Source organism: Providencia sp. PROV150 (genome assembly GCF_028481025.1).
GTDB classification, from domain to species: domain Bacteria; phylum Pseudomonadota; class Gammaproteobacteria; order Enterobacterales; family Enterobacteriaceae; genus Providencia; species Providencia hangzhouensis.
Genome location: NZ_JAMPPJ010000030.1, coordinates 67,949 through 94,732, shown reverse-complemented (window position 1 = coordinate 94,732; position 26,784 = coordinate 67,949). Strand labels below are relative to the sequence as shown.

Annotated in this window: 23 protein-coding genes; 10 read left to right on the top strand and 13 right to left on the bottom strand. The window is 39.8% G+C overall.

All coding sequences use genetic code 11. The features are described 5' to 3' along the window. Positions 1–15: 15 nt before the first annotated feature. The 4 genes from PSE83_RS18600 to PSE83_RS18585 are packed head-to-tail and all read left to right on the top strand — an operon-like array spanning position 16 to position 4,755. Positions 16–2,598, top strand: coding sequence for a fimbria/pilus outer membrane usher protein (locus PSE83_RS18600; RefSeq protein WP_136133975.1), 2,583 nt, complete (start codon positions 16–18; stop codon positions 2,596–2,598). 14 nt (positions 2,599–2,612) lie between these two features. Then, the gene (locus tag PSE83_RS18595) at positions 2,613–3,635 is read left to right on the top strand and encodes a fimbrial protein (RefSeq protein ID WP_164564751.1); all 1,023 of its coding nucleotides are present in this window, start codon (positions 2,613–2,615) and stop codon (positions 3,633–3,635) included. A gap of 16 nt (positions 3,636–3,651) precedes the next feature. After that, positions 3,652–4,200: a fimbrial protein gene (locus tag PSE83_RS18590; protein WP_004260541.1), complete on the top strand. Its 549-nt coding sequence runs from the start codon at positions 3,652–3,654 to the stop codon at positions 4,198–4,200. A gap of 9 nt (positions 4,201–4,209) precedes the next feature. After that, positions 4,210–4,755 (top strand): fimbrial protein, encoded by a 546-nt coding sequence (locus tag PSE83_RS18585; protein WP_004260545.1) that lies wholly within the window; start codon positions 4,210–4,212, stop codon positions 4,753–4,755. Positions 4,756–4,862: 107 nt separating this feature from the next. Here PSE83_RS18585 and hpt read toward each other — a convergent pair whose 3' ends face one another. Continuing rightward, complete coding sequence (gene hpt / locus PSE83_RS18580; protein WP_004260548.1) at positions 4,863–5,399, bottom strand: hypoxanthine phosphoribosyltransferase; 537 nt, start codon at positions 5,397–5,399, stop codon at positions 4,863–4,865. A 126-nt stretch (positions 5,400–5,525) separates the two neighbouring features. Further along, positions 5,526–7,157, bottom strand: a complete 1,632-nt coding sequence (cueO, locus tag PSE83_RS18575; protein WP_112307179.1) for a multicopper oxidase CueO — start codon at positions 7,155–7,157, stop codon at positions 5,526–5,528. 240 nt (positions 7,158–7,397) lie between these two features. Here cueO and PSE83_RS18570 point away from each other — a divergent pair, with 240 nt between their 5' ends. Beyond that, entirely contained in the window at positions 7,398–7,745 is a 348-nt protein-coding gene (locus tag PSE83_RS18570; protein ID WP_036958296.1) for a YacC family pilotin-like protein, read from the top strand. A 59-nt stretch (positions 7,746–7,804) separates the two neighbouring features. On the opposite strand, the gene PSE83_RS18565 is transcribed toward PSE83_RS18570, so the two are convergent. Both PSE83_RS18565 and PSE83_RS18560 read right to left on the bottom strand, forming a co-directional pair. Beyond that, the gene (locus PSE83_RS18565; RefSeq protein WP_004260558.1) at positions 7,805–8,854 is read right to left on the bottom strand and encodes an AbrB family transcriptional regulator; all 1,050 of its coding nucleotides are present in this window, start codon (positions 8,852–8,854) and stop codon (positions 7,805–7,807) included. Positions 8,855–9,050: 196 nt separating this feature from the next. Beyond that, a complete protein-coding gene (locus tag PSE83_RS18560; protein ID WP_004260563.1) occupies positions 9,051–9,683 on the bottom strand; it encodes a TetR/AcrR family transcriptional regulator in 633 nt (210 codons plus the stop codon). Between the two features lie 372 nt (positions 9,684–10,055). Between PSE83_RS18560 and PSE83_RS18555 the strand changes: the two genes are divergently transcribed. Further along, entirely contained in the window at positions 10,056–11,273 is a 1,218-nt protein-coding gene (locus tag PSE83_RS18555) for a Tm-1-like ATP-binding domain-containing protein (protein ID WP_110592268.1), read from the top strand. 12 nt (positions 11,274–11,285) lie between these two features. Beyond that, positions 11,286–12,113, top strand: a complete 828-nt coding sequence (locus PSE83_RS18550) for a phosphoenolpyruvate hydrolase family protein (protein WP_272661020.1) — start codon at positions 11,286–11,288, stop codon at positions 12,111–12,113. 62 nt (positions 12,114–12,175) lie between these two features. Here PSE83_RS18550 and PSE83_RS18545 read toward each other — a convergent pair whose 3' ends face one another. Beyond that, positions 12,176–12,910, bottom strand: a complete 735-nt coding sequence (locus PSE83_RS18545; protein ID WP_004260570.1) for a hypothetical protein — start codon at positions 12,908–12,910, stop codon at positions 12,176–12,178. 170 nt (positions 12,911–13,080) lie between these two features. Then, complete coding sequence (locus PSE83_RS18540; RefSeq protein ID WP_136133972.1) at positions 13,081–13,977, bottom strand: diaminopimelate dehydrogenase; 897 nt, start codon at positions 13,975–13,977, stop codon at positions 13,081–13,083. A gap of 199 nt (positions 13,978–14,176) precedes the next feature. On the opposite strand from PSE83_RS18540, the gene PSE83_RS18535 reads away from it, so the two are divergent. After that, complete coding sequence (locus PSE83_RS18535) at positions 14,177–15,523, top strand: MATE family efflux transporter (protein ID WP_164564746.1); 1,347 nt, start codon at positions 14,177–14,179, stop codon at positions 15,521–15,523. A 208-nt stretch (positions 15,524–15,731) separates the two neighbouring features. Continuing rightward, complete coding sequence (locus tag PSE83_RS18530; RefSeq protein WP_004260581.1) at positions 15,732–17,054, top strand: L-cysteine desulfidase family protein; 1,323 nt, start codon at positions 15,732–15,734, stop codon at positions 17,052–17,054. A gap of 154 nt (positions 17,055–17,208) precedes the next feature. Here the strand turns inward: PSE83_RS18530 and yjiA are convergent, their stop codons facing one another. The 7 genes from yjiA to PSE83_RS18495 form a co-directional block, all read right to left on the bottom strand. Then, a complete protein-coding gene (gene yjiA, locus PSE83_RS18525; RefSeq protein WP_094960941.1) occupies positions 17,209–18,177 on the bottom strand; it encodes a GTPase in 969 nt (322 codons plus the stop codon). 22 nt (positions 18,178–18,199) lie between these two features. Beyond that, positions 18,200–18,403 (bottom strand): YbdD/YjiX family protein, encoded by a 204-nt coding sequence (locus PSE83_RS18520; RefSeq protein WP_004260586.1) that lies wholly within the window; start codon positions 18,401–18,403, stop codon positions 18,200–18,202. A 101-nt stretch (positions 18,404–18,504) separates the two neighbouring features. After that, on the bottom strand, positions 18,505–20,658 hold the full coding sequence (locus PSE83_RS18515) for a carbon starvation CstA family protein (RefSeq protein WP_004260588.1): 2,154 nt from the start codon (positions 20,656–20,658) through the stop codon (positions 18,505–18,507). A gap of 429 nt (positions 20,659–21,087) precedes the next feature. Then, on the bottom strand, positions 21,088–21,543 hold the full coding sequence (locus PSE83_RS18510; protein WP_004260591.1) for a hypothetical protein: 456 nt from the start codon (positions 21,541–21,543) through the stop codon (positions 21,088–21,090). Between the two features lie 221 nt (positions 21,544–21,764). Beyond that, the gene (gene purT, locus PSE83_RS18505) at positions 21,765–22,943 is read right to left on the bottom strand and encodes a formate-dependent phosphoribosylglycinamide formyltransferase (protein ID WP_004260593.1); all 1,179 of its coding nucleotides are present in this window, start codon (positions 22,941–22,943) and stop codon (positions 21,765–21,767) included. A gap of 122 nt (positions 22,944–23,065) precedes the next feature. Further along, a complete protein-coding gene (rarD, locus tag PSE83_RS18500) occupies positions 23,066–23,992 on the bottom strand; it encodes an EamA family transporter RarD (protein ID WP_004260597.1) in 927 nt (308 codons plus the stop codon). A gap of 172 nt (positions 23,993–24,164) precedes the next feature. Beyond that, entirely contained in the window at positions 24,165–25,112 is a 948-nt protein-coding gene (locus PSE83_RS18495; protein ID WP_172766858.1) for an aminoimidazole riboside kinase, read from the bottom strand. A 203-nt stretch (positions 25,113–25,315) separates the two neighbouring features. On the opposite strand from PSE83_RS18495, the gene PSE83_RS18490 reads away from it, so the two are divergent. Next, positions 25,316–26,770, top strand: a complete 1,455-nt coding sequence (locus PSE83_RS18490) for a glycoside hydrolase family 32 protein (protein WP_164565684.1) — start codon at positions 25,316–25,318, stop codon at positions 26,768–26,770. Positions 26,771–26,784: the final 14 nt, after the last annotated feature.

Below are 26,784 nucleotides of genomic sequence, written 5' to 3'. Positions count from 1 at the left end.
GGAAGAACATTCATTATGCGCTGCATTTCAAGAAAGCAACATCCATTAAATCGTCATTATGACGCGATAACCGATTTGCATAATGGGGTAACTTATTTTAGATTAAAAAAAATATGTCAGGTAGTAACTGCAATAATTTTGGCTGGAATAAGCATTAGTCATGTATCTGCGGAAGATTATTTTAGTCCTAGCTCACTCAGCGTCATTGATGGCCAAAATATTGCAGATCTACCTAATTTAGACCAGTTTGCTAACCCTGGAGGCCAGTTAGCGGGAGAATATCATGTCGATATTATCGTAAATGGTATTTTAATGGATTCTAAGGTTATCGAATTTGTTAAGGATGATAAATCAAGCCAATTAATTCCACGCATAACAAAAGAAGAATTAGCACTTTGGGGAGTTAAAGTTAATTCTATTCCAGCATTGGCTGCACTTTCTGCTGGGCAATATATAGGCCCAATAGGCGAATATATACCCGAGGCAAAATCTACGCTTGAATTGAATCAACAGAAGCTGAATATCTCAATACCTCAAATTGCTATGAATAAACAAGCATTAGGTACTGTTCCCGCTAGTCAATGGGAAAATGGTGTTCCTGCTTTAATCTTAAATTATTATTATAGTGGTTCAAACAATTGGAGTCGTAATAACGCCAAAGATACAAACTCTCATTATTTCAACCTTCGTAGCACTGGAAATCTAGGCCCATGGCGTTTAAAAAACTATTCGACTTATACGGATAATAGTGGAGAACGCGAATGGAAAAACATTGAGACTAGCTTAGAAAGAGGGATTAACTTTTTAAAATCTCAATTAGTGATTGGTGACACAGCGACACCAAGTGAGATTTTTGATGGTTTTCAATTCCGTGGCATTCAATTACAAAGTGATGAATCCATGCTACCTAGTTCAATGAGAGGTTTTGCTCCCATTATTAGGGGAATAGCTCAAAGTAACGCAGAAGTTACGATTAAACAAAATAACTATGTTATTTATCAATCCTATGTCTCTCCAGGTGCATTTGAAATTGATGATTTATACCCAACAGGGACTAGCGGTGACTTAACCGTTATAATTAAAGAAGCGGATGGTACTGAACGCTCATTTACTGTTCCGTTCTCATCAATTGCTATTATGCAGCGAGAAGGGCAACTCAAGTATTCATTAACGGGGGGAAAATATAAATCTAATGCCTCCGGTGAAGTAGAACCTGATTTCCTGCAAAGTACTTTTATTTATGGGTTACCAAAAGGTATTACTGGGTACGTTGGAACTTTACTATCAAAAAATTACCAATCTTATGCGATAGGAATGGGAATTAATTTAGGTAGTTTGGGAGCACTATCGGCTGATGTTACACAAGCAAATAGCCAAAATTTATTAGGGAAAGAAGATACCGACAGTGGGCAGTCATATCGTTTTCAATACTCCAAAAACGTGACCTCGACTGGTACATCTGTAACTTTAGCTAACTATCGTTACTCAACGGAAGGTTTTTATTCATTCAGTGAAGCTAACAGTAATCAACCTAAAATATATCGCGATAATAAAAAAAATCGCTTTCAAATCTCACTAAATCAGTCACTAAATGAATTCGGTAATATTTATTTTTCTAGTTATCAGCAAGATTATTGGAACCGTTCGGGTAAAGAACGCTCATTAAATGCAGGTTATAACAAAAGCTTTGATGGGATCACTTATAACTTTAATTACAGTTATTCTGATAGTGCTTATCAACGTAAAGCTGATAATTACTTCTCTTTTTCAGTTTCTATTCCACTTAATAATACATCCGGCAATTACACATCGATAAATAGTAGTATTACAGCGGATAACAGCGGCAATGCAGACGCAATGATGGGAGTAAGTGGTACTCTTGGCGAAAAAAATAATATTAATTACGCTGTTCAGCAGTCATATGGAAATAAAGAAACTCGTGGTAGTGGAAATGCCTCGGCATCTTATCGAGGAAGTTACGGTGTTGCTAATGCGGCCTATGGCTATGATAGATATTCACAGCGAGCAAACTACGGTTTAACAGGGGCGGTTGTTGCTCATCCATATGGCATCACTTTAGCTCAGCCTATCTATGATTCTTTCGCGATTATTCGAGCTCCGGGTGCGGAAAATGTGCAAGTTTTAAATCGAGCTAATATTTCAACCGATTCTCGAGGTTACGCCATTGTGCCTTATCTCAATCCTTATACTAAAAATGAAATATCCCTCAACATTGACTCTTTACCTGAAAATGTTGAATTAAAAACCAATACAGTTAATGCGGTACCAACAAAAGGCGCCGCAATTTTGGCAAGCTACCAAACTCATGTCGGTTACCGATTATTATTTAATGTTACTCATAATGGAAAACCAGTGCCTTTCGGTGCAATGGCCCAATTCGCTCAAAGTGATGACCAAAATATGAGCTCAGGTATTGTCGGTGATAATGGTGATGTGTATCTCAGTGGGATGCCAGAGCAAGGGCGGCTACAAATTAAATGGGGTAAAAACCAAGAAGATCAGTGTGTTGCCGAATATAAATTAACCGCTGAACACTTGAAGCATCATTTACCCATATTGCCCGTCAACTGCCAATAAAATAGGTTTTGAATATGAATATAAAACAAATTATTGCTTTGGTTGGTATTACCTTGTTTTCATTTAACGCGCTCAGTGTCGGGCAGTTTCGTATCAATTTAGGGGATTTAGAAATTGATACGGCAGCTCATAAACTTCCCCGTGAAGCGATATTGGGTAATGGCTGGAAGCAATTTGAATCTACAGGGAATCAAGAATTATGTGTTGCTGAAGGGCCGGGAAACTTTAATTTTACTCCTCAAGTAAATAGCCAACCCGTAGGAATGGTGATTAATGATGGATCAGGGAGTTACCCCGTTTTTAGCACTGGCATTAATGGCGTGGGTTATGTCATGGCATTAAGGCAAAAAGGAACGAGCCAATGGTATCCATTAACAGGAAATAATAGCGAAATTAGTGCCATTGATGGCTCATCATCGCTACAACTTGAAACACGAATGATGTATGTCAAAACCGTTCAAGGAGATATTGAAGGAACGGATAAAGCTGTTACACATTTTAATCCAGTCAAAGTGCAATGCAGTGGTGATATGAATTGGGTCTCATCAGTAGGGGAAATATTGCCTGCATCAACATTGATTTCATGGGCACAACGCACTTGTGCAGCTTCATCAGTTCGACAATCGGTCGACCTCGGCGTCCATGACATCGCTAAAGTTCGCTCGTTAAATATAGGAGATACCTTTGGCCATGCTCAACAGTCGATTACGATTAACTGCCCTGCCATCATGTCTGTAGCCTACACCGTAGCTGATAACTTGCATCCAAGTAATATAAATACAGATATTATTTATTTAGAAAATGAAAGCGAAAACCCTGGGTTTGCGGTGCGAGTATACGAAGCGGGTCAATCTTCCCCATTGAAATTAGGAGGAGACCGTACCTTATCCAACAATTATGTCTATTCCTTGCTGGATAAAGCAAGTCTGAGCCCCATTGTCACAAAAACATTTGAATTCAGATATGTCAAAACATCGAATGAAGTGAAGGCAACTCATGGTAATGCACAGGTTACGGTTACCCTTGTGTATAAATGATCAAGGGTCATTATTTATGAAACATAATTTAAATCTATTTGTACTGTTTTTTATATCTCTAATGCCAATGAATGTGATGGCTGTGGATGCCTATATCAAGGTGAATTTTACAGGTTCGATTAAAGGTGAAACGTGTAGCATCTCTTCTGCTGCACAAGGTGTTGATTTAGGAATGTGGTTTCTTGAGGGGGATGGAAGCAATTTCCCTCGTAACTCAGTGACGGATTGGGTGGAATTTGATTTGGTTTTTAATTGTTCAACAGTAAATCGACAAGTGAGTGGCGCCTTAGAAGGAACTCCTGCTGCACTAGATAGAAAGCTATTTGAGTTGGATCAGACTGAAGGTTCAGCGAGCGGAATGGCAATTCAAGTTGAAGCTTATTCACCCGAGCGCAAACGTTGGGAAGCAAAAAATGCAAATGAAGTCAGCACCTTAATTAGTGCGGCAGGAACAATTTCAGGAACTAATACAGTTCAATTGCGTGCGCGCTATAAGCAATTAGCAAATAGCGCAACACCAGGTACGGCAAATGCCTCTATTACATTCGTTGTACGAAATAATTAAGGGGAAGCAATGAATAAAAAAACTCAATATGCAATTCATTGCTTTGTAATAATGACATCATTATTTTCTTTTAAATCATTCGGTTATGATGCCGTTTTTAATATTACAGGACGAGTATCTTCTAATACTTGCTCCGTCCAATCATCAAGAATACAAAATGTTCATCTTGGTGATTATACTATTGGCCAGTCTGGCTTTGGTAGTGGTGTCAACACGCAAAGCAAAGATGTGAGATGGCAGATTGATTTTGATTGCGATAAAGACACTAAAATTAATATTGCTCTTCAAGGACGTCAATATTCAGGTTCTAACACAGTTCTAGATATAGATAACTCTTCTGATAGAGCCAGAGGTGTTGGAATAAGAATAGAATACAGTAATGACCGAACGCTGTGGTATAGGATGGGAATAGGTGGCCGTGGTACTTTGGTTTCCCCGTCAAATGTTGACGGAAAACTATCGATATACTTTAACTCGTATTATATACAAATGGAAAAAACGATTCTTCCAGGTAAAGCCAATGCGACTATGGACGTAGAAGTGACTTACGAATAATAGAAAAACGCCCTACTGTGGCGCTCAGCACACTGCTAAACCTATTATGTGTGGTGACAACAAGAAGGACCGCTAAACGCGGCTCTTCTTTATAAGGTCACCAAATATTATTCTTCAAGTAACGTTACATGACCAATATAAGGCAGATGACGATATTGTTGAGCGTAGTCGATACCGTAACCCACCACAAATTTGTCTTCAATAGAATAACCAATCCACTCAACAGGAACCTGCACTTCGCGACGTGAAGGTTTATCCAGTAATGTACAAATAGCGACAGATTTAGGGCCACGTAATTCGAAAATTTCACGAACTTTATTTAAAGTATTACCAGAGTCGATAATATCTTCGACGATTAATACGTGTTTATCACGGATATCTTCGTCCAAATCTTTGACAATTTTAACATCACGGCTCGATGTCATCGCATTGCCATAACTTGAAACAGTCATAAAATCGACTTCATGAGGAACATCAATCTTACGGCATAAATCAGCCATAAAAATAAATGAACCTTTCAGCAAGCCAACAAGGACTAATTCACCATCAAGCTTTTGATAATGAGCACTAATTTTATCAGCTAATTCACTAATTCGTTGAGCAATCTCTTCTTCAGAGATCATCACTTCAAGGGTATGTTTCATCTTCTATTACGCATCTATGGGAATGGAAAGCACGTAATTTTAACATAGGCAGCACGCATATACTAATAAAGGAAAATACAGTGCTAAAATTTCACACTGCATTTTCTCTGAAAATAAATAATGCTGTTAACTAACAGTGAAGCCCAACATCATTCCTGTATCTTCATGCTCCAAAAGATGGCAATGGGCCATATAAGGATGCTGTTGAGTTGCAGGGTGTTTAAACTCGACTAAAATTTCACTCACCTGCCCTTCCACTTTAACAATATCTTTCCACCCTTGGCGATGAGGCGCTACGGCTTGGCCGTTTTCTTTTAGGATACGAAAACGTGTGCCATGGACGTGGAATGGGTGCAACATCATATCGCCACGCCCTGAAACGACCCAAATTTCTTGCTGATTCATAGGGGCATTGAATGCAGGATGCGTCATTGAGAAAACTTGCCCATTAATAGTATTCGCATTATGAATATCCAAACCATCAGAACCTGTACCACAGTGGCCGCCACTTCCCATTTTGCCATTCATATTTCCATGATTCATATTTCCATGGTTCATATTACCTGCATTCATGTTACCGTGGTTCATATTCCCCATCATTGCACCATGACCGCCCATGTTACCCATGGCTTGGTCGCCATATTTTTCACGTAACATCATCATGCCTTGCATGTCCAAACGCATATCCATCATTAAGTGGAAACGACGGCGATTTAAGCCAGCAAGAGAAGGAATAGCAGACATTGCTGCAAGTGTTGATGGTAAGTCACCTTCTCCCTTCGTCAACGTTGTTTCAATACGCAGTACTGGCAAAGGCTGGTCAAATGGTGCGATCGTCATACCCATTTGCCCGACAGGTAAAGTTACCAAATCGAATGCACGACCATCGGAGGCATCAATTAATACTTCAAAACGCTCTCCCATCAAGATAGGTAATTCTGTTACCGCAATCGGCTCGGCTAATAAACCACCATCACTCGCAACGACATACATTTTACGTCCATCACTGGTGGAAATATTTAAACTTCTAGCATTACAGCCATTCAATAACCTTAAGCGCAGCCAACCTTTCGGGGCAACATGTTTAGGATAAACAGCACCATTCGTTAGCATGATGTCACCGAACCACCCCACAGCCGCACTCATCACATCAAGCTGGTAATCAATTTGCCCATCATCTTTTAAGCGTTTGTCTTGCAAAATGACAGGAATATCATCAACACCCCAATCGCTTGGTAAGCCGTGTTTTGTGCTGTCATCATCTTTAATTAATACAAGACCAGCTAACCCCATCGCCACTTGGTAGCCGGTTTTTCCATGAGTATGAGGATGGAACCAACATGTCGCTTCGCTTTGATTTACCGTAAAATTCACTTTACGGCTTGTATCTGGTTGGATTATCGCTTGAGGGCCGCCATCTTGCTCACCTGAAATCTCTAAACCGTGCCAATGAACCGTGGTGTCTTCTGCCAGTTTGTTAATAATATTGATATTAACATTTTGTCCATTTTTCAAACTAATTGCAGGGCCTAATAAATTACCGTTATAACCCCATGTCGTCGTTTGCTTTCCTGGAACAAATTGCGAAACGCCCTGCTGAATAACGACCTGAATGTTGCCTTGCGCATCAGGCTCCAATAAGGGTGGAATCGCTAATGTTGGATAATTTCCTGCTGCTACCGCGATGCGGCTCCAAATAGGCAGCGCACTTGCAGCATATGTGATAGCACTTAACTTAAGAAAATCGCGACGTAGCATTGATAACCTTCCTTTTATTTATCAAATCGATAATCATCAGTGGTGTAATTTATGACAAATTACACTTTCGAAGCAAAACATGGTTTAATGGAGGTATGATAAAGCTTCCCCTTACAGGAAGGTCAATAAAGCCACTCTAAAAATGTGGGTTTATTACATGGATTTAAGAAAAATATAGTTGACTAACAATTCTATTCTTATGCTAACGTAACTTGACATAGAAAACAGATAGAATAACGAATGCGCAAATTTATATTGATGTCATGCTTAATGACTCTGTTGGGGATAACCAATTCTGTCAGAGCTCTTTCCAACAACGAAGCTGAAGATCTTGCTGATCTCACGGCTGTTTTTATTTATCTAAAATATGATTGCGGGTATTCACAAATCCCAGATAGAGAAATTGAACGTGCCATTGTTTACTTTGCTAAAAGTAACAAATGGGACCTTAGCAACTATAATGCGGAAAAAATGACCGCCCTTAACAAAGAAAGTTATAGTGACCTAAAAGGGATACCACTCACCACTGAGTTTAAATGCCAGTCCCTTGCACGGGATTCTCTTGGCCTCTTTGCTTACGTCAAGTAAGCTGATAAGAAAGCCCATCAAGAAAACATGCCAAAATATCGCCTGCATGTTTTCTTTCTTTACTCTAAATTATTCTTTCTTTTCTGCCTTCTTTCTTGCCAAAACAAAGCTATCGATGGAATACTTTGAATAATTACCATCCTGATAATATGGTTTGACATAACAAAGCCTGCATCTAAATTCATGGTAATTGCTGCGAATGTCATCGCTTCCATACTTCCCGGGGCCCAAGCTAACAGTAACACCGAAATATCATAGCCTGTAATCCAAGATGCAAATACCGTGATAAGAAAAGTCAGCACGATATTAACCACCACGACTTGAGCTGAAGAGTATATATTTTTAATCAACGAGGAAAGTGGGAACACAATGAAATGGTTACCAATGTTCATCCCAATCAATACCATACTAAGTTCAGTCAACATCAGTGGAAAATTCAATGGGATATCAGCCCAACCTTGAATGAGTGTTGCCGCCGCTAATGACGTCAACATAAAAGGCGCAGGAACTTTTAAACGCTGTAAAATGGCCCCTGAAATCACCCCAACAGCAATAATAAGCAGTAGCCATGCCGTTGAAACTAATGTCAATTCTGGCAATTCTATTATCGGTTGCGGGTCACCGTCGCTGCCAACAACAATTCCTGCTAATAAGATAAGAATAATTAAGCGAATTGTATGGGAAATAACAATTTTCTGAGGCGGTGTATGGGTGTGGTCTGTTAATGCGAGGATTGCCGCCATAGCACCGGGTACAGAGCCAAGCATTGCCTCTTGTTTTGTCCAACCGACTTTCCGGTAAAACCAAAAAAAACTAAACGAAAATTGCACAGCCAAACAAACAACCAACATCAATAATAAAAGAAATAAATTGTCCGCTTCATTAAGAGATACTTGATTGAACATCAAGCCCACAGAGGTTCCCAACGTGACTTGAACAAAACTAATGGTGTGTTTAGGAATTGCGAAGGAAATACCAAAACGATGAAAAATGATAATGGCAATGATCGGGCCAAACATCAATGCAAGGGGAACTCCTAGGTAAGTAAGCCCGCCACCGATTAAAGCACAGATGGAAATCCCACCTATCATTTTTAATAATTTCTTCATATGGTATTAACCATTAAGTCTTTTTATATCCCTAATTTATATCATATTATTTAAGCCATATAGCTTTAGTTTTTATTTATTTATCACCCTAGTGATATCCACCAACATTTATCTATTTATTAGGTTTTGATCTTATTATTTTAACTTGGTCTGAAAAAATCTTTTTAACTTAGATTGACACGGTACAGTGAAAAATTTATTTCCTTCTCTTTATGTTATCAGCATGAGCTTGGTTCATAACCGCTTTGGACATCCATTGTGCTAATTGTGTTACTTGAGCATCATCCATTTTCCAAATATCTTTTAGTACTAAAAATATTTCGGAACCATAAATAACAGAAAAAGCACGAATCACTTTATCAATAATTTCTTGCGGATATTCTGATTTCATTGGCGATGTGACCATTGCAAGAATTTCTTTACGATTACCGCGTTCTAGACGCTTATCTTTAATGCTTTGTGGAGCTGCTCGCCCCTGTGCCCACTGCTGTAATGATACTTGCAGCGCGGCTCGTAAAACACCTTCATGTTCAAACATACGTGGAAAAGCATAGGTTAATAACTCGTCAATACGCTCTTCGGTTTGCTCACTTTGCGGGCGCCAAGTTAAAATAGGACCTAAACTTTCATTAACCGTTGCGGTAATTAAATCGGCTTGTGTCGGAAAATAACGATAAGCTGTCGCACGAGAAACTCCCGCCTCAAGTGCCAACTCAGAAACAGAAGGCATCGCCCCTTTTTCAAATAAATCTAAAGCCGTCTTAATCAACAATACATAGGTTCGTTTTCGTGTCCCTTTGTATTCTGAATGTGAATTAGTTTTAGACATTAATTTATCCTTAAAATACTGCCACTTACTATAAAATGAGTTAGAGCTCATGAAAACATATAAGTGTGAATAGGTAAATGCACTTGGTTGATGATTTAAAGAAATTATTCATAAAGGTGATTTAAAAGTAATAGCAAAAATCATAACAATCACAATTATATCTTTTAAATATCCAAATATACTCAAAATAGCTCAGGCCTATAAATAATAATTTATACTATTTTATCAATAGGATAAAAACATTATCAGTCAATAACGTCATAATAAACCAGAAATGAGACTACAATCTCATTTTACAGTCAATCATAATGATACTATAGTCTCATTATGATGAAAAATTCAACGCTCGTTTTACTCTGAAAGGGTTTGTATATGAAAAAACATCCGGGTTTTATTTATATTGTAACGACGCTTGACACTAAAAGTGCTGAACTATTTTATGTTAGTGAATTAATCAAAAACGCCGGATTGGCGGTACGTACTGTTGACCTGACAACACAACCAACGCAATTAGAAAAAAACGCAGATATCAGCGCACACACTGTCGCAAGTTTTCATCCACTTGGTACTGAGGCCGTTTTCTGTGGTGACCGCGGTAAAGCCATTGAAGCTATGGCACAGGCTTTCAGCCTTTATCTTGCCGCACAAACAGATGTTGCCGCTATTCTTGGTTTAGGTGGTTCGGGTGGAACCGCACTCATTACACCCGCCATGCAAGTATTGCCCGTAGGTATTCCAAAATTAATGGTTTCCACAATGGCATCAGGGGATATTTCTGGTTATATCGGCGCGAGTGATATTTCGATGATGTACTCCGTCACTGATGTATCAGGTTTGAATATCATTTCCCGCAAAGTATTAAAAAATGCTGCTAATCAAATAGCAGGAGCTGTTTGGTTTGACGACGAAGAACAACCGCATGACTTAAAACCAGCAATTGCACTAACCATGTTCGGAGTAACGACCCCATGCGTACAGCAGCTCACAACAGAGTTAGAGGCGCAATATGACTGTCTAGTCTTCCATGCGACAGGCAGTGGTGGCAAAGCCATGGAAAAACTAATTGATAGCCAGTTATTACATTCTGTTTTAGATATTACAACCACCGAAGTATGTGATTATTTATTTGGTGGGGTATTAGCTTGTGATGAAGACCGTTTTGGTGCCATTGAACGCACTCAAACCCCTTGCGTGATGTCTTGTGGAGCTCTCGATATGGTGAATTTCGGCCGCCCTTCGACTGTGCCCGAACACTACCAAAATCGCTTATTTTATCATCACAACGCTCAAGTCACTTTAATGAGAACGACCAAAGAAGAAAATCAGCAAATGGGTCGTTGGATTGCAGAAAAATTAAATCGTTGTAATGGTGAAGTGCGCTTTATCATCCCAACAGCAGGCTTTTCAGCATTAGATGTTGATGGTGCTCCATTTTGGGATCCTATCGCAGATCAAGCCTTCATTGATGCTTTAACAGCAAATTTAATAATAACAGAGAAAAGACAACTTATTTTGAGTCCTTATCATATTAACTCCACAGAGTTTTGTGACCAGGTTATTCAGCTTCACCAGGAAATTTTGAACAAATAATAGAGGTTAACTATGAAACATAACCGCGCAGATTTATTAAAAAAATTTAGAGACATGATTGCTCGGGGAGAACCAATCATCGGTGGTGGCGCAGGAACAGGGCTATCTGCTAAATGTGAAGAAGCGGGCGGTATCGATTTAATCGTTATCTATAACTCAGGCCGTTACCGCATGGCAGGTAGAGGTTCACTTGCAGGCTTATTAGCCTATGGCAATGCGAATGAAATCGTTATGGATATGGCAAAAGAGGTTTTACCCGTAGTAAAACATACTCCTGTCCTTGCGGGTGTGAATGGAACAGACCCATTCTGCCAATTCGATAAATTCCTTGATGATATCAAAGCAACAGGTTTTGCAGGAGTACAAAATTTCCCTACCGTCGGCTTAATTGATGGCAATTTCCGCGCCAATTTAGAAGAAACAGGAATGGGCTATGGGTTAGAAGTTGAGATGATCCGTCTCGCTCATGAGAAAGATTTGCTCACTACGCCTTACGTTTTTAGCGCTGAAGATGCCATTGCGATGACTAAAGCTGGTGCCGACATTATTGTGCCACATATGGGGCTAACGACTGGGGGGAATATTGGAGCAGAAACCGCCCTGACGCTCAAAGATTGCGTTCCACTAATCAATGAATGGGCAAAAGCGGCAAAATCAGTACGCGAAGGTGTGATTGTTCTGTGCCACGGTGGCCCAATAGCCACCCCTGAAGATGCTGAATATATTTTAGCCAACTGCCCTGATTGCCATGGTTTCTATGGTGCCAGCTCAATGGAACGTTTACCAACAGAAGTGGCATTAACCGCCACCACACAAAAATTTAAATCAATTACACGTTAGTTTTTTTACTTTATATTTTGCCAACACCAGGCGCCTACTTCGGTAGGCGTTTTTTTATCTTTCTAGCCACGAAAGTTACTTCCCTTTTTCTGGTAAATAGAATGCCCTTTGCATAAGAAATGTGTTAGACAAGCCATAAATATAGGCATACCAAAGTAGAGCACGCCAAAGGCAAAAGCCACATGGGGTTTCTCCGGGAATTCACCACCGCTAGAAATACTCGAATAATAGTCAATCGATCTTAAATATTCAGGCGTTAATCCGCCATAAGGCACGAGGAAAGATAAAATTAACACCGAGAAAATACAGAACATAAAATTGAGTGCCATTAATGCTGAATAGCCCATATTTTCTGAACGTTCTTGCTCTGTTCGGCTGGTTAAACCAAAAAGCATTCGATTGGCAACAGTGGCACTGTATAAATATAAAATTAATGGGGAATCACCTAATACTGACATATTGATGGCCAGTGCAAAAAGACCATAGAAAAGAGCAAATAACGTTAATACTCGCCAATCACGAAATACCGCCATAAAGACGCCCGAGTGAACTAAAATAAATTCAAAAATCAGGATCAACGTCAGGTTATAAATAATTTCTACCGTATAGTATTCAGGAAAAAACCATACAGATAGAATAAAACCAACATAAAACAATGAAAAACCGTAGTTTATTATTTTAGAAAAAGCACGAATAATACTGAAAGAATGCGGGTTCTCCTTCACACTTTTTACTGAAGATTGTTCTGGGAAAAAACCTTGGTTTTTATCTTTCCCATTCCTTGGTGGTTTTACCATTAGCTCACTCCATCTCACCAATATCACTTTATTAATAAGCTACTTGATCACACAAAAAATAAACAGTGGCTAAAGTCTGAATGGCAGGTTCAAAGCGAGGTAAAGTGTAAGAAATATCGACAAGATGGCATGAACGAATAAATGTCATGCCACAGATAGATTAAATTTAATTAAACCAGTTTGGCGATCAGCGTATCTAAATCACCTTGTAAGAAATTCACTGGTGGAATTTCAATCACTGTATATGCGCCTGCTGCTTGTTTCATCGTCGCTCGTGCGGCAGAAACCATAAATTGAGAAGTCAGTGCAGGGTTATTAATGCGCATTGAATATTCGAACAACTGGTTATGTGTTGCCCCTGAAACCCCTTTATGAGTCATGTGCACACCGTGCCCAACATCTTTTAATGCATCAATGCTATCCACCTGACGAATATGTGTTTCATCAGAAGAAAAGTAGCTGTCTGCTTTAATCGCTTGAGCCACCTCATCGAACTTAGCGCCACCGTCTAATTCAACATAAACCATACGACGATGAACCCCTGTTCCTAATGGAATTGTGACAGAAAGGGCATCTTTTACGCCATTGATAGCTTTAGCGGCCACACTGTGTCCCATACTCATCCCTGGACCAAAATTCGTATAAGTTACCCCTTTTGGTGCCATTGCTAGCATCAATGTACGCATAATCGAATCCGAGCCAGGATCCCATCCGGCAGAAACAACCGCCACGCTATTATGCTGTTTCGCAACGTCATCTAAGCTGTGTTTTAGCGCCACAATATCTGAATGCACGTCAAAACTATCAACCGTATTAATACCGAGGCTCAAAACTTTAGCTGCTAATGGGCCGATAGCACGCGTTGGTGAACACAAGAGTGCAACATCAACTTTCCCAAGTTTTTCAATATCATCAACCACTTTATATCCAGAAAGCTCAGCAGGAATATCTTGCGTATTGCGACGAACTACCCCGACTAACTCAAAATCCTCAGCGGCCAGAACAGCTTCTAGTGCATAGCGACCAATGTTACCGTAGCCCACTATTGCTGCTTTAATTTTTGTCATTTTTGCTCCTATACAGTTCTGATGTTGCTTATTAAATTATTTATAGCGAAATTGAATTTAACAGAATAATTAAAAGTAAACAAAACATTAGCCTAATTAAATCAGACGCATTTTAACCCTATTTTCATTGTTGAAATCCATGTAGAATTAGCCCATCAGAAAGCTTTCCCTATCATTCATGAATATATAAAGGTTCTCAATGCATCAATCCGATGTGACTGAGCGGTCACTCTTTTCGCTCAGCTGGCCAATTTTTATCGATATTTTTCTTCATTTGGCCACATTATTAATTAATACCTACATGGTTAGTCACGTGTCTACAGCCTACCTTGCTGCTATGGGGGTGGGAAACCAAGTGTTTGACCTATTTATCACTATTTTTAACTTTATCAGTGTGGGGTGTAGCGTTGTTATAGCCCAATACCTAGGGGCAGGCCGCCGAGAAAAAGCCAGCCAAGCGATTCATATTTCAATCGCGTTTAACTTTATTCTTGGTTTTTCCAGCGCATTAGTTGCGTTATTTTTTGGCTATAGCATTTTAACTATTATGAATATGCCATCGCATTTAATGGCTGATGGTTATACTTATTTACGTATTCTAGGGATTTGTTTAATCCCTGAAGCAATTTCAATTATTTTAGCGGCATGCTTGCGGGTTTATGGTAAAGCACAACCCGCAATGTGGGTCACACTAATCGCTAATGTGATTACAGTATTTGGTAATATCATCGTGCTTTATGGTTTCTTCGGCTTACCACAATACGGTCTTGAAGGCGTTGCTTGGTCAACAGTCGTTGGGCGTATTGTTGCCGTTATTTTACTTTTCTGCCTACTGTTTTATGGGCTGAGAATTAAATTTATCCCAATGATGTTAATACACTGGTCACGGAAAATGTTGGGTAAGATTTTACATATTGGATTACCCTCTGCGGGGGAAAATCTTGTGTGGATCCTCCATTTTATGACCGCATCTGCGTTTATCGGCCTCATGGGGGAAACGTCTCTTGCGGCACAAACGCTCTATTTCCAATTATCATTGTTTATCATGCTGTTCGGGATCTCTATCAGTATTGGTAATGAAATTATGGTTGGCCACCTTGTTGGGGCAAAACGCTTTGAAGATGCCTTTAGGCGCGGTGTAAAAAGCCTTAAAATGGGTTTTTACGTAACAATTGGTGTCGTTATTGCCTTTTGGTTATTCCGTGATCCTATCTTAAATAATATTACTGATGACCAAGGTATTATTAAGGTACTGCTGCCATTATTTTTACTTTCGGTGTTCTTAGAGCCCGGCAGAACAATTAATATCGTGATGGTAAATGCCTTGCGTGCCTCTGGCGATGCTCGCTTTCCTCTGTGTACCGCTATTATTTTTATGTGGGGCGTCGCTATCCCATTAGGCTACTTCTTAGGCATAAAAATGGAGATGGGCCTCTTAGGTATTTGGTTAGGTTTCTTTGCTGATGAATGGTTGCGCGGCTTAACCAATGCATGGCGCTGGCGTTCACGTAAGTGGCAAAGTAAGCGTCTTGATGTAGAAAGCTAATCTGTTCAGTTATCACTCAGTCCTGCCGAATATTATAGGCAGGACTTTTGTGACTAAGCTCAAAGTTAGAAATTTTTCATTTTTATAATTCAAATTAGAGATAATATTTCTCTCCACTCTCTTTAAATCCCCTAACTTAGTGAAGTTTTTCTCCAGACTGTTGTTTAAAATAATAAAATCAAAAAAGATTTTATTAAGGGGACTTGCCATGCATGCTCAATCACAACCACTACTTTGGCAATATTTTATCAACGCAGTAAAGCAAGAAGTAAAGCCTGCCTTAGGTTGTACTGAGCCAATTTCATTGGCATATGCTGCCGCCAAAGCGGCTTCATTTCTTAATGGCAAAGTGACCCGAGTCTGTGCTTTCGTTTCCCCTAACCTCATGAAAAATGGTATGGGCGTAACCGTACCCGGAACAGGAATGGTTGGTCTACCCATTGCTGCAGCCCTTGGTGCAGTTGGCGGTGATGCTGAAGCAGGTTTAGAAGTATTAAAATCAGCATCTGAGGATGCCATTGCATTAAGTAAAACCATGTTAGCACAAGGGGCTATTACCGTTGATATTAAGCACCCTTGCGACGATGTTATCTACTCCGAAGCCACGGTATATACCCAAACAGAATCCGCAACCGTCATCATTGCGGGGTCACATACGAATATTGTTAAAATTATTCATAACAATCACACCGTATTTGATGCCACAACGGCTCAACCTCACCATGAATCTCCAGTTGACTGTGCAGCTGACATCCCACTACCGCCAGTCACTGCTAAATCTGTTTATCAATTTGCCACCGAAGCGCCTTTAGAGGATATTCGTTTTATTCTTGAAGCCGCGCATTTAAACGAAGCCTTATCTCAAGAAGGTTTACGCAATGTTTATGGCTTACATATCGGCAAAACATTACAAACCCAGCGAGACCGTGGTTTGCTTTCAAAAGACTTAATGTCAGAAATTATGATCCGTACCTCCGCGGCTTCTGATGCACGCATGGGAGGGGCTGTGTTGCCCGCAATGAGTAATTCAGGGTCAGGTAACCAAGGTATTGCAGCAACCATGCCGGTGGTTGTCACTGCAGATTATTTGCAATCTTCTGAAGAGCAACTGGCTCGAGCCTTAATGTTGTCACACTTAATGGCTATTTATATTCACAACCAGCTTCCTGCGTTATCGGCACTATGTGCTGCGACAACAGCAGCTATGGGGGCTGCTGCAGGCATCGCTTGGTTACTAGAATCCCGCTATGAAGTCGTCGCAATGGCAATTTCCAGTATGATTGGTGATGTTAGTGGTATGATTTGTGATGGTGCATCAAACAGTTGTGCAATGAAGGTGTCAACCAGTGCGAGTGCCGCTTATAAAGCCGTGCTAATGGCATTAGATAATAGCTGTGTCAGAGGGTCGGATGGTATTGTTTCTGATGATGTCGACCAGTCCATTGCCAATTTATGTTCTTTAGCTGCGGGTTCTATGAGACATACTGACGTGCAGATTATTGAAATTATGGCCGCTAAAGCACGCCCTTAACGCCGTAGCGTTGTTGGCTGCATTCGCCAACCCTAGTCACATACTTGTGTATGCTCCTAGGGATTGGCTCTTTTGCCGCCTTGCTACGCCGCTAATGACTTTGAATTTCTTTTCTTGAAATTCTTTTTTTTGAAATTCTTTTTTTTGAATTGTTCTATTTTGAATTAACTTCTAGGGCTGCGAATTTTTCGCGGATCATCTCTTCTGGTAGGTCAATACCAATAAACACTAATACACTGCGGCGTTGTTCATCAACTTCCCAGTCTCTATCCCAATCCGCACTATAAAGGCGCTGAACACCTTGGAATAATAAGCGTTTTGGCTCATTCACAATGGAAAGGATCCCTTTATAGCGCAGTAAATTATCTGCAAAGCCAAGTAATAATTCTTCCATTACCTGAGAAACCGCCATCAGTTCAACAGGGTAATTAAATTCGAGAACAATCGAGCCTACTTCATTTTGTTGTTTAGGGGCGAAACGGAATGTCGGTTGTTTAACATTTAATTGTGAATCCAATAAAAAACCGTCGATATCTAATAACATACTCAGGTCAATATCACCGTGAATGACGGGGTAAATCGGCGCCCTTGCATTAATTCGTTGTAAACGTTCAATTAAAGCTTCATTATTTGGCTCAATATCGGTTTTGGTCAATAAAATACGGTCTGCATAGCCAATTTGCGCTTGAGCAATGGCGAAATCATTTAATTGTTTATCAGCGTGAACAGCATCCACTAAGGTAATAATCCCATCTAATACATAACGTTCGCAGAGGACTTCATGGGAAAAAAAGGTTTGAGTGATCGGCCCGGGATCTGCCATGCCAGTGCATTCAATGAGCAGACGGTCAAAGTCTAATTTTCCACTATCAAGGCCATCTAATAGATCTAATAAGGCATTTTCTAATTCATTCGAACGGCTACAACAAATACACCCATTACTTAATGTAGTAATTTGTGTCGCACGATCACCAATTATTGCGTTATCAATGGGGACTTCACCGAACTCATTTTCAATCACTGCGATTTTATGACCATGCTCAGCATGAAGAATATGGCTAAGGAGAGTCGTTTTACCTGCACCGAGAAAACCGGTTAAAATTGTTACGCTAATAGGTTTCATTATTGCCCTCACACTTCATTGATTAACAGCAGCGAAATCCGCCTTTACCACTACCACCATACCGTGCATCTTGTCTTTCGCGAAAAAATTCTTTATATGTCATCACAGGTTTGTCTGGATGGTTATCACTCATATGCTGCACATAAGTATCATAATCAGGAATACCAATTAACATACGTGCGGCTTGCCCGAGGTATTTTCCTGTTTTGCCGAGATTTCCAAACATCAGCCTCTCCAATACAAATGCCCTACATCATGAGCACATAATGTAGGGCGACCTTTCATTTATTGAACACCTTTCGATGTTCAAATCCGTTGAAGGGTGACTTAATGTGAAGATGAAACTTTCACGCCCTCTTTAGGTACAGGAACATAAGGTGTTTCTTTGTCTGTACGCTCTGGGTTTTTGTGTGCTTTCATCCCAACGCGGATACCGTAGAAAATGATACCGTAAACAACCACTAAGAATAGAATACTCAGCCCAGCGTTGGTGTAGTTATTAATAATAATGTGATTCATATTAGTAATTTCTTGTGCAGTTAACTCTGCACCACCTGCCGCAATCTTATCTTTATAAGATTTCGCTAAGTATAGGAACCCTTCCAGTTGTGGGTTATCACTGAATAATTTCAGTCCTAATGCCCAAGTTGTACATATTAATAGCCATACTGCAGGTAAGACAGTCACCATAATGTATTTACTGCGTTTCATCTTAATCAATACAACTGTACTTAAGACTAAAGCAACCGCTGCTAACATTTGGTTCGAGATACCGAACAGAGGCCATAAGCTCTTAACACCGCCCAGTGGGTCAACAACTCCTTGATACAATAAGTAACCCCATAACCCAACACAGCCTGCTGTACCGATGATACCCGCAACCAGTGAATCGGTTTTCTTCAAGAACGGAACAAAGTTACCTAATAAATCTTGCAGCATAAAGCGGCCAGAACGGGTTCCTGCATCCAATGCGGTTAAGATAAACAGCGCTTCAAACAGAATACCAAAGTGATACCAGAAGCCCATATTTGCCGCAGGCATGATTTCATGGAAAACATACGCAATACCTACCGCTAATGTTGGCGCACCACCTGCACGGTTTAACACCGACGGCTCACCAATATCTTTCGCTGTTTGCATGATTTGTTCAGGTGAAATCACAAAGCCCCATGAACTCACTGTAGCGGCTGCATGAACAGACACATCTTTGAGCTGAGCCATGATAGCTGCGCCATCTGGACCACCCAGTTCATGTAAGTTAGGCATAGTAATACCTAACGCCGCAGGTGGTGTATTCATTGCAAAATACAAGCCTGGTTCGATAATAGAAGCCGCTACCAGTGCCATAATCGCAACAAATGACTCCATTAACATTGCACCATAACCGATGTAACGCGCATCTTTTTCGTTTGCTAATAACTTAGGTGTTGTCCCTGAAGAAATAAGCGCATGGAAGCCGGATACCGCACCACAAGCGATGGTAATAAATAAGAATGGGAATAGAGTACCTTTCCAAACAGGACCGGAGCCATCAACAAATTGGGTGACAGCTGGCATTTTTAATTCAGGGTTTAGAATAACGATACCAATCGCTAAACCAACAATAACCCCAATTTTCAGGAAGGTCGCTAAATAGTCACGAGGCGCTAAAATTAACCATACAGGTAATAATGCTGAAACAAACGCATAACCGACTAACGCATAAGTGATCGTCGTGTCTTTGAATGTCAGTGCTGGGCCCCAGTATGGGTCATGAGCAATCACACCACCAAACCAAATGGAAGCAACTAACAGAACAATACCGATAACAGAAACTTCACCTACGCGCCCCGGCCGGATATATCGCATATATATCCCCATAAACAATGCGATAGGCACTGTTGAAACAACGGTAAAGACACCCCATGGGCTTTCTGCCAAGGCTTTCACCACAATCAATGCTAATACAGCAAGGATAATGATCATGATTAGGAAGCACCCAAAGAGCGCCAGCGTTCCCGGAATCGGGCCAAGCTCCTCTTTAACAATTTCCCCTAATGATGCACCATTACGGCGTGATGAAATAAATAACACCATGAAATCTTGCACCGCACCGGCTAACACAACCCCAGCTAGTAACCATAAGGTACCGGGTAAATAGCCTACTTGCGCCGCAAGAACAGGTCCGACTAATGGCCCAGCCCCTGCAATAGCGGCAAAGTGGTGACCAAATAGAACATTTTTATTTGTCGGAACATAGTTTAAACCATCATTATTAATGACGGCTGGGGTCGCACGTGTTTCGTCCAGCTTCATCACTTTCTTAGCAATATATAAGCTGTAATAACGATATGCGATGAGATACACCGCCACAGAAGCGACGACAATCCACAGCGCACTAATGTGCTCACCGCGTCTGAGTGCAACAACCCCTAAACAGACTGCACCGATTATCCCGAGGATCATCCACGGAATGTGCTTTAAAATACCATTTTTGTTCATAGAACACCCTTCTGAGGTAAAACGAACATGCCATTGATTTTGTATTAACCATCTTAAAAAACGATATCGCTGTGTTTTCGTTGCTTATCATTTATCGTTGATGGTTTTTTAATTGGCAGTGGTTGAACTGTATTGAATTAAAAAATTGAGCTCTGCCATGGTGTATATGGTATGAAATTACACTCAGCAAATGACTAAAGTTATGCTAAGTGGTGCCATATAGAATTAAGCGGTTTGTTTTTTACTTTAAATGGTTTTTAGGAAGGGAATATGAGGTCAAAAATGTGATCCACATAACGATTCTGATTTGTTTTCAATAAGTTAAAAAATGCAACTCATATGAATAAAATGAAGTTTATTGTAAACAAATTTCACTAATAACGTGAAATCTCAAAGTTAGGTTATCTAAAGCTTTATAATATCTATGTGCTATTGGCGTGTAATTGTTGTCCATTTACCACCAACCCACCAACTGTGTTCACCATCTGTTTGCGTTTCACATCCGATACCGACTTTCGCTTTCCCTGCTTCAAAGGGATACGCGCAATCATAAATTGCATCAACCACGATTTCCCCAGTAATTGCGTCTGCAAAACCAATTTTATTTTCTTTGCGAATTCGATATACCCCGTCTTGCGCTTCATCAGGCCAATTATCAAAATAGTAAAGTTGATAAATCTCTTGTCCTTTTTGGTCAAAAACAGCTAAGCCTTTATTCGATGATTTACCTAAGCAATACTTAAATGAAGATTGTTGCTCAAAACACTCGATTTTATCTTTTTCGTTCTCTACCCATAAACTGAATTGTTGTTCAAGATTTTGCGCTGTTGATAAAAAAGATATTAATCCTAATGACATTAAACCAACTACATAATGAATCATCATAACTTTCCTTATTCTACTTTTATGCCTACTAAGTGATAAGACGCTAAGCTCATCAACTTTGCTCTATTAAATACTCGCTTAATTAAAGATAGCGGATATCTATTTCAGTGAAACTAGGAATAAAGGTAAATAAAGTCTTATATGAAGATAATCTCAAAGTTAAAATTAAAGTATACAAGCGCTCACTCACTTAGAGTCATTGAGCGCAAAATTCATCAAGATCAACCAGAAACACACACTGTATTCGCGGTTTTCTTAGCCATATCTAATGCATTTTCAATAGAATCCGCAATCGCCAAAGCCACACCTAACCGACGAGTTCCTGCAATTTCAGGTTTACCAAATAACCGTAATTGGGTGTCAGACCCCAAAGCAGCACCAATATTTGAAAAAACCACATTTTGGCTTTGTAAATTAGGTAAAATAACCGCTGAAGCACTCGGCCCATATTGACGGATCACGCCAATTGGGAAACCAAGAAATGCACGAACATGTAATGCAAATTCAGATAAACTCTGCGAAATAAGCGTCACCATCCCCGTATCATGGGGACGAGGCGAAACCTCATTAAAAATGATATCGTCACCACATACGAATAATTCAACACCAAATATTCCATAACCTCCTAGAGAGGTTACAATTTTCTTGGCAATGTCTTGCGCTTTTTTCAACGCAGCCTCACTCATGTACTGCGGCTGCCAAGACTCACGGTAATCCCCTTTTTCTTGTCGGTGACCTATAGGCGCACAAAAGTGAATACCATCCACTGCACTGACTGTTAACAATGTAATTTCAAAATCAAAATTAACCATTTTTTCAACAATTACACGCCCCTGCCCTGCTCGCCCACCTTGCTGGGAATAATCCCAAGCCTGATCTAATTCTGCTCGAGAGCGGATCACACTTTGTCCCTTTCCTGATGAACTCATCACAGGCTTAACAATACAGGGAAACCCAATTTTTTCTGCCGCTGCAATAAAATCGGGGTTACTGTCTACAAATTGATACTCTGATGTTGGCAATTTCAACTCTTCTGCCGCTAAACGACGGATCCCTTCTCTATCCATAGTAAGTACAATGGCTTTCGCAGACGGAACCACTTTTTGTCCTTGCTGTTCAAGCTCCATCAATACCTGTGTCGCAATTGCTTCAATTTCAGGCACGATAATATCAGGTTTTTCCCGTGAGACTATTTGTTTCAGCGCTTCGCCATCAAGCATGTTTATCGTATAACTGCGGTGTGCAATATGCATCGCTGGCGCATTATCATAGCGATCAACCGCAATAACTTCGATGCCCAATCGTTGACATTCAATCGCAACTTCTTTGCCTAACTCTCCAGCACCTAACAGCATGACTTTTGTTGCAGATTTACACAGCGCAGTACCTAATTGATTCATGATTGATGACCTTACCGACAAAAAGTTGATACCAATTATATACGCAATCGTTTGCTTTTACTATCAAGGAAAAAACACTATAAAAAAAAATTTCATAATCGATTGATAATAATAATTATTATTTAATCTAATGGTGTTTTATCGCGCCCAGTAATAAAGGGTTCTTTGTGAGAAAATTTAATATACTGTTTGCGTAAAATAGCTAATACACAAAACATTAAACCAATCCAAATAAGTGAAAAACTAATACCTTTGACCCAATCAAAGAGCTCATTAAATAAAAATACGGCCAATAAAAATTGAATTGTTGGTTCTATATATTGCGCTAAACCAATCACCGTTAATGATGTCCGTTTAATCGCTGCGGTAAAAAAAAGCAAAGGAATTATCGTGACAGGCGCCGCTAACATATAAAGAACTTTAATTTGCCAATCCCCTTGCGTCACGGCACTTAGACCATGAGATGCTAACCACCAAGTGATCGCTATTGCAATGGGAAGCAGCCAAAGTGCTTCTAGAAATAAAGACGTAATCACATCAAATCGAATAAATTTACGGATTAACCCATAGACTGCAAAAGCACTCCCCATTACTAACGCTAAAATAGGTAATTCACCATACTGCCAAATTTGGTAACCGACCCCCGCACAAATAAAAATAACAGCCATTTTTTCTGCAAAAACAAGCCGTTCGCGAAGGAACAAAACACCAAGTAAAATAGAAAATAATGGGTTAATAAAATAGCCAAGACTAGCAGCTAACACCTGCCCGTGGGTTAATGCATAAGTAAATGTAGTCCAAGATATCGCCATAACCGACGAACTAAATAAACACAGGATTATCGACTGTTTGTCAGACCATACCTCACGCCATAAAGATTTATTTTTGATAATTAAGCGAACAAGAAAAAGTATAGGCACAGACCAGATAAGACGTTCTGCAAGTAGCTCTAAAGGTTCCGCACCGGGAAGTAAACGATAAAATAATGGTGTTATTCCCCATAGGATATAGGAAAAAATAGCAAGAGCTACTCCCGAGCGAAGCAACATGATTTATCCACAATAAAATCTGATTAAATAATATTAGCTACTTATCATACGCCAAAATGCAAAAAATAAAACTTGCCACCACCATAATATAATTTGAATTATATCAAGTATTCTTAAACTAAAAGGTAACTATATCGCTACCTTTTAGTTGCTCAATACACATATATTCTCATCAAAAAACATCGCGTTGATGTAATGGCGGTTGCTGCTGCATAAATACAAATAATTCCTGTTGTGTCGGAGCCGCAGCGATAGCGCCTTTTTTAGTTGTCGCTAATGCACCACAAGCCGTAGCTTGCGAGATGACCTTCATCAATCCCTCTTTTTCGTTGACTAGCCCATATTGTGAGATGGCCGCCAATAACCCTGCCATAAATGCGTCACCTGCACCAGTAGTATCAATACTTTCAACTAAATAAGCACTTACGGCTATTTGAACTGAGGGGGTGAACACCTGACAACCTTTAGCACCTTGAGTCACAATTTTTAATTGAGCAGGGTAATTTTGCAATTTAGCTATGGCATTCTCAAAACGACTTTCTTGCGTTAACCACAGCAATTCATCATCCGAAAGTTTTAAAATATCTGCTTGTTTTGCAAAATTATCAACAATTTGGTGCATTTTGTCGGGATCTGACCACATTTGCGGACGAATGTTAATATCAAAGCTCAGTAACCCGCCAGCGAGCTTGAGTTGTTCGATAGCTGTCGATAGTGATGCTCTGCATTGATGGTGCACCAGAGCTAATGAGCAAAAATGCAAAATATCATTACCAAATTGCGGTAAATTATTTATCGTTAAAAATTGGTCGGCCGAAGGAGAAACTAAAAAAGAAAATTCACGTTCTCCATTTTCGTGTAACGAGACGAGAACAGTACTTGTTTTATACTTTTCATCAAACTCCATCGCACTAGTATCAACCCCTATATCAAATAGGGTTTTCTGCATAAAATGCCCAAAAGCTTCTTCGCCGACTCGCCCAATAAAACCACTGTTTTGCCCTAAGCGTGCAACACCCGCGGCAACATTCACAGGTGCTCCACCAGCACAAGCTTCATATTGCATGTTTTGAAGGGGGATTAAATCAATGACAGCATCCCCTAATGCCCAAACTTTCATTATGTCTCCTTTGCGAGTTTTATATTTTTAACCTTCATTCTTATTCATAGCTAGCACATTACCAGCTCATAAAAATAAAACTAGTAAACGCAAACTGTTAACGTTAACATTGAGTATAAAGAAACCAGCAAATAAACGCACCTATTATTGAATTTCATGTGCTTATTTTGTTATTGCGATCGAAAAACATTCAGGAAGCCATAATGAAAAAACAACTTGAACTAGCCAACGAAGCCATCAAAACAGCAAGGAAAAATATGGACTTGCAGTTTTACCCACAATACCACCTTGCCCCTTATGCAGGCTGGATGAATGACCCTAATGGTTTGATCTATCATCAAGGCCAATACCATGCATTTTATCAACATCATCCATTTAGTGCGATTTGGGGCCCCATGCATTGGGGGCATGCAACAAGTACAGATATGGTACATTGGGAACATCAGGCAATTGCATTAGCACCTAGTGAAGACTATGACCGAGATGGTTGTTTCTCAGGATCTGCAATTAGTTACGATAATAAATTATATCTGTTCTACACGGGCCACATCTGGTTAGCAAATCCAGGTGATGATAGTCAAATCATCCAATCACAATGTGTTGCAATCAGTGAAGATGGTATTCATTTCGAAAAGAAAGGTGTTGTGCTGTCTGCACCCGATGGTTATATGCACTTTCGAGATCCTAAAGTTTGGCGACAAGATGGAAAATGGTGGATGGTCGTCGGCGCAAGAGACTCCCAAGATCAAGGACAAATACTTTTATTTAAGAGTACAGACTTATTAAATTGGGATCAAAACTACCAAGTTCTGGCAAAAACTGACGACGATAATGTTTATATGTGGGAATGTCCTGATTTCTTTCCATTAGGTGAACAATTTGTTGCCCTCTTTTCACCTCAAGGAAAAAAGGCAAAAAATTATCAGTATCGAAATCTATTTCAAAATGGTTATTTGGTTGGTAATTGGTCTCCTAATTCATCTTATAAAATTTCACATGCATTTACAGAACTTGATTTCGGCCAAGACTTTTACGCACCTCAAACCTTTTTAGCTAAAGATGGCCGCCGTATCGCTATCGCTTGGATGGATATGTGGGAAAGCCATATGCCCACACAAAAACATGGGTGGTCAGGATGTTTTACTTTACCTAGAGAGCTAACACTGAATGAACAAGGTAAAATTATCGCTAAACCTATAGAGGAATTGAAAACATTACGTCAGTCCGCAAGCCATTTTCCCGCAACAACACTAGCTAAAAACAGCACAATCATACTGAATGAGAATGCGACAAGTTGTGAAATAGAACTTATCTGGGACTTACAGCAAAGCCCTGCTGAAAAATTCGGCTTTTGGGTAGGATACGGCGTACAGTTTTACATTGATAACCAAAGTCAGCAATTAACCTTAATGCGTCATTACCCTGAATATACAATTAGTGATAGTCGTTGTGCGCCAATACCTGAAGGTCATCAACTTAAAATAAATGCTTTTATCGATCACTCTAGCTTGGAAGTATTTATTAATGATGGTGAACTCAACTTTAGTTGTCGAATCTACCCCCATCAAAGTGAGCGGGACTTAAGATTATTTGCAATAAATCAGCAAGCAAAGCTCGAAAAAGCGATTTATTGGGAGATCAAAAAATCCATTGAATAGCAAGCTACTAGATT

Coding starts and splice junctions, on each gene's coding strand:
- cueO (WP_112307179.1), bottom strand. CDS start 7,157: ATGCTACGTCGCGATTTTCTTAAGTTAAGTGCTATCACATATGCTGCA.
- PSE83_RS18590 (WP_004260541.1), top strand. CDS start 3,652: ATGAAACATAATTTAAATCTATTTGTACTGTTTTTTATATCTCTAATG.
- PSE83_RS18535 (WP_164564746.1), top strand. CDS start 14,177: ATGCATCAATCCGATGTGACTGAGCGGTCACTCTTTTCGCTCAGCTGG.
- PSE83_RS18495 (WP_172766858.1), bottom strand. CDS start 25,112: ATGAAAGTTTGGGCATTAGGGGATGCTGTCATTGATTTAATCCCCCTT.
- PSE83_RS18600 (WP_136133975.1), top strand. CDS start 16: ATGCGCTGCATTTCAAGAAAGCAACATCCATTAAATCGTCATTATGAC.
- PSE83_RS18520 (WP_004260586.1), bottom strand. CDS start 18,403: ATGTTTGGAAATCTCGGCAAAACAGGAAAATACCTCGGGCAAGCCGCA.
- rarD (WP_004260597.1), bottom strand. CDS start 23,992: ATGTTGCTTCGCTCGGGAGTAGCTCTTGCTATTTTTTCCTATATCCTA.
- PSE83_RS18595 (WP_164564751.1), top strand. CDS start 2,613: ATGAATATAAAACAAATTATTGCTTTGGTTGGTATTACCTTGTTTTCA.
- PSE83_RS18510 (WP_004260591.1), bottom strand. CDS start 21,543: ATGATGATTCATTATGTAGTTGGTTTAATGTCATTAGGATTAATATCT.
- PSE83_RS18560 (WP_004260563.1), bottom strand. CDS start 9,683: ATGTCTAAAACTAATTCACATTCAGAATACAAAGGGACACGAAAACGA.
- PSE83_RS18490 (WP_164565684.1), top strand. CDS start 25,316: ATGAAAAAACAACTTGAACTAGCCAACGAAGCCATCAAAACAGCAAGG.
- PSE83_RS18555 (WP_110592268.1), top strand. CDS start 10,056: ATGAAAAAACATCCGGGTTTTATTTATATTGTAACGACGCTTGACACT.
- PSE83_RS18545 (WP_004260570.1), bottom strand. CDS start 12,910: ATGGTAAAACCACCAAGGAATGGGAAAGATAAAAACCAAGGTTTTTTC.
- hpt (WP_004260548.1), bottom strand. CDS start 5,399: ATGAAACATACCCTTGAAGTGATGATCTCTGAAGAAGAGATTGCTCAA.
- PSE83_RS18550 (WP_272661020.1), top strand. CDS start 11,286: ATGAAACATAACCGCGCAGATTTATTAAAAAAATTTAGAGACATGATT.
- PSE83_RS18540 (WP_136133972.1), bottom strand. CDS start 13,977: ATGACAAAAATTAAAGCAGCAATAGTGGGCTACGGTAACATTGGTCGC.
- PSE83_RS18530 (WP_004260581.1), top strand. CDS start 15,732: ATGCATGCTCAATCACAACCACTACTTTGGCAATATTTTATCAACGCA.
- PSE83_RS18585 (WP_004260545.1), top strand. CDS start 4,210: ATGAATAAAAAAACTCAATATGCAATTCATTGCTTTGTAATAATGACA.
- PSE83_RS18515 (WP_004260588.1), bottom strand. CDS start 20,658: ATGAACAAAAATGGTATTTTAAAGCACATTCCGTGGATGATCCTCGGG.
- PSE83_RS18570 (WP_036958296.1), top strand. CDS start 7,398: ATGCGCAAATTTATATTGATGTCATGCTTAATGACTCTGTTGGGGATA.
- yjiA (WP_094960941.1), bottom strand. CDS start 18,177: ATGAAACCTATTAGCGTAACAATTTTAACCGGTTTTCTCGGTGCAGGT.
- PSE83_RS18565 (WP_004260558.1), bottom strand. CDS start 8,854: ATGAAGAAATTATTAAAAATGATAGGTGGGATTTCCATCTGTGCTTTA.
- purT (WP_004260593.1), bottom strand. CDS start 22,943: ATGAATCAATTAGGTACTGCGCTGTGTAAATCTGCAACAAAAGTCATG.